This is a genomic window from Streptomyces thermospinosisporus (assembly GCF_039526425.1).
GTDB classification, from domain to species: domain Bacteria; phylum Actinomycetota; class Actinomycetes; order Streptomycetales; family Streptomycetaceae; genus Streptomyces; species Streptomyces thermocarboxydovorans.
Map to the genome: position 1 here is coordinate 1 of NZ_BAAAIZ010000126.1, position 3,449 is coordinate 3,449.

Genomic DNA, 3,449 nt, shown 5'->3' on the forward strand with positions numbered 1-3,449 from the left:
CACCGCCGCCCTGGCCGCGGCCGGACCGCCGCCCGGCGGAACCGGGGCACCCCCCTGCGTCTGCCCCTGACCGGCACCGGCCCCTTGAGCCGGAGGCGGAACATGCGCGTCGGGCCCGGGCACGTACCCCATCGCGGGCATGCCGGCCCCGGCACCCGCCCCGGAGACGTTCACCCCGCGCTCGATCCGGTCCAGTCGCGCCATGACCGACCGTTCGTCGCCGTACGCGGCCGGCAGCAGCACGCGGGCGCAGATCAGCTCCAGCTGGAGGCGCGGCGAGGTGGCGCCGCGCATCTCGGTGAGGCCCTCGTTGACCAGGTCGGCGGCACGGCTGAGCTCGGCGGGGCCGAAGGTGCCGGCCTGCGCCTGCATCCGCTCGATCACATCGGCGGGGGCGTCGATGAGTCCCTTCTCGGCCGCGTCGGGGACGGCGGCCAGGATGACCAGGTCCCGGAGCCTCTCCAGCAAGTCGGCGACGAACCGGCGCGGGTCGTTGCCGCTCTCGATCACCCGGTCGACGACCTCGAAGGCGGCGGCCCCGTCGCCTGTGGCGAACGCCTCCACGATCGAGTCGAGCAGCGAGCCGTCGGTGTAGCCGAGCAGGGCGGTGGCCATGGCATACGTCACACCGTCGTCCCCGGCGCCGGCGAGGAGCTGGTCCATGACCGACATCGAGTCACGCACGGAACCGCCGCCGGCGCGCACGACGAGGGGCAGCACCCCGTCCTCGACGGGGATGTTCTCCTTGCGGCAGACCTCGGCGAGGTAGTCCCGCAGGGTGCCGGGGGGCACCAGCCGGAAGGGGTAGTGGTGGGTCCGGGACCGGATCGTCCCGATGACCTTCTCGGGCTCGGTGGTCGCGAAGACGAACTTCAGATGCTCCGGCGGCTCCTCGACGACCTTGAGCAGGGCGTTGAAGCCGGCCGGCGTGACCATGTGGGCCTCGTCGATGATGTAGATCTTGTACCGGCTGCGGGCGGGGCCGAAGAAGGCCTTCTCACGCAGGTCACGGGCGTCGTCCACACCACCGTGCGAGGCTGCGTCGATCTCGATGACGTCGATGGAACCGGGGCCGTTGCGGGCGAGGTCCCGGCAGGACTGGCACTCGCCGCAGGGGTCGGGCGTGGGGCCCTTCTCGCAGTTCAGGCAGCGGGCCAGGATCCGCGCGCTGGTCGTCTTGCCGCAGCCGCGCGGACCGCTGAACAGGTACGCGTGATTGACCCGGTTGTTCCGCAGCGCCTGCTGCAACGGGTCAGTGACATGCTCCTGCCCGATGACCTCGGCGAACGACTCCGGGCGATAGCGGCGGTACAGCGCGAGAGACGACACGCCTACGAGGTTATAGGCGTCCACTGACATCCAGACCCGCCCGGAGAACCGGCGGACCCGACCGCCCCGACCGCCCCCGGGAACGCGAGCGCCCCCCACGCACCCGCCAGAGCCGACCTACCCTTGCTGCCTTCCGGCCCTGGGGGAGTTCAGTCAGATAGCGCCGCGTGAGGGGCTCCGCACAGGCTACCTCATCCCCGGGGACCGGAACGAGTTCGCGAGCACTCCTCACGGTCATGTAATGTTTCCGGCGGAGGATTCGCCTAGCGGCCTAGGGCGCACGCTTGGAAAGCGTGTTGGGGGCAACCCCTCACGAGTTCGAATCTCGTATCCTCCGCAGCCGCCCACCTGGGCAAACGAAGGCTCCGACCGGATCACGGTCGGAGCCTTCGTCATTCCGTGGTTGCAGTTTTGGTTGCAGTTCCCGGCTATCGCCCGTTGAGTACGGCACGGCAGGCACGGCAGTACATCGCCGCGTACCGCCCATACCTGCGCATCAGCTGGCCGCAGCCAGCGCAGGGACCCAGCTCCCAGGGAGGGCATCGCAGCGCGGCGGACGCTGCCATCCTCTCCACTGGTGTGATCCGCATCGCCTCACGGGCGCCCCGTACCGGCATGGCGGGGAGGGTGAAACCGCCAGTCGGCTGGCCAAGGTCGCGGAGGGGCCGGGCATCGCTAAGGAACCAGCCTTCCTCGCCTGCTCGGCAGGTGCGGTCGATCTCCTGCTCGGCGAAGGTGATCACGCCGTCGTCCTCTTCGGCCGGCGCTGAGGGCAGAGGAGTCCGTTCACCGACGATCTCCTCCCACAGCGCGCGGTCGTCTGCCGACACCCACCTATGCCGACCGGCCCGCCCGTTGCCACGGCTGGGCACGTAGACCGGGACGCTCTCCCCTGTGGCGCTCTGCAGGACCAGGTCTTCGATGTGGACCGGCTTCTTCTCGGGCAGGCAAAGGGCGGGCAGGAACCAGTCGGCGTGAATCGCGCCACAGTGACCGGCGCCCTCGCTGGCCAGACAGTGACGGTCACTGCTCGGCACACACTTCCAGACCTGTAGGTGGCGGTACCCACCGCGGATCACCATGTCCTTGCCGTCCGCGATGTCCTTCCACGGCATGTCGTCGACGCGTGCCCACGGTGCACGGTCGATCAGGGAAGCCGTCCGGTCCTTCGCCACCCACAGAGGTGTGATGCCGTGCTCCACTGCATTGACCGAGCGGCGATGCACGCTACTGGGACTGAGGTGGTGGTATTGGATCTCCCAGCCGATCCGTATGCCACTCGGCCCAGTGACGACAGCGTCGGTGATACTCCGCCGATTGGCTAAGGGAACCTCCGCCTCGGAGAGGAGCCCGTGCCTGGCAGCGGTCTCGACGACCCGCTCCTTCGTAGCCCTGTGCTGCGCGCTCTCCGCAGGGGTCGGCTTGTGCGTGATCGGTAGGTGAGAGGCAACCAGGGGCGTTCGGCCGCCCATGCGGCCTCGGCGGATGAACATCCAGGGAGATTTCCCGCCTGCCTCGGACTGGCCTCCCGCCCTTCGTGGTGCGCCAGGCATTGAAGCAGTTGCGGGTCGCGATCAGCGACGCTCGCGGTGATCTCGTGGAGCAACTCCGGACGGTCCGGGTGCCCGAGATCGGGTAACGAAAGATTGATCTCTATGCCATATCCGGTATGCCACACACCGTTCGCCATTCCTCCACGATAAGAACCACCACTGACACTCAACAGGGTGCGCCCCAGGGGGACATGAGAGGGCCGATCCCCTTGCCCAGGATCTGCTGCGCCATTGAGGGGCGCCTGACGCGCTGTAGGGCTGCGCCAACTCCGGGGCTGCCATACCCTCCTCATGTGGCGACGATCAAGGTCGACTGGGCGTATGGGCTGGCGGGCGAATTGTTGCGGACGAGCCTTCCGCGCAGATGGGCCCATACACAGGGCGTTGCCGCCCGTGCCCAGGTGTTGGCACCCCTGGTCGGTGGCAATGCCCACGTGCTGGAGGCCGCTGCGGTGCTGCACGACATCGGCTACGCGCCCGCACTCGCCCACACCGGCTTCCATCCACTGAGCAGTGTGCATCGTGAAAACTGCACGTCAGGTGGGCTGGTGTGCACGGGGTTCGGTG

3 protein-coding genes, 1 tRNA gene and 1 other RNA gene are annotated in these 3,449 nt (G+C 68.6%); 2 read left to right on the forward strand and 3 right to left on the reverse strand.

The genetic code is table 11. From position 1 onward, the window contains the following. Both ABD207_RS30340 and ffs read right to left on the reverse strand, forming a co-directional pair. Positions 1-1,329 (reverse strand): DNA polymerase III subunit gamma and tau (locus ABD207_RS30340; RefSeq protein WP_344016486.1); only part of this gene is annotated, 1,329 nt, incomplete at its 3' end. Between the two features lie 81 nt (positions 1,330-1,410). After that, positions 1,411-1,509: signal recognition particle sRNA small type (gene ffs / locus ABD207_RS30345), an RNA gene on the reverse strand. 72 nt (positions 1,510-1,581) lie between these two features. On the opposite strand from ffs, the gene ABD207_RS30350 reads away from it, so the two are divergent. Further along, positions 1,582-1,666, forward strand: a tRNA-Ser gene (locus tag ABD207_RS30350). 91 nt (positions 1,667-1,757) lie between these two features. Here the strand turns inward: ABD207_RS30350 and ABD207_RS30355 are convergent. After that, a complete protein-coding gene (locus ABD207_RS30355; protein ID WP_344016487.1) occupies positions 1,758-2,531 on the reverse strand; it encodes a hypothetical protein in 774 nt (257 codons plus the stop codon). 644 nt (positions 2,532-3,175) lie between these two features. Between ABD207_RS30355 and ABD207_RS30360 the strand changes: the two genes are divergently transcribed. Next, the coding region (locus ABD207_RS30360) for an HD domain-containing protein (RefSeq protein ID WP_344016488.1) at positions 3,176-3,449 on the forward strand (274 nt) is incomplete at its 3' end.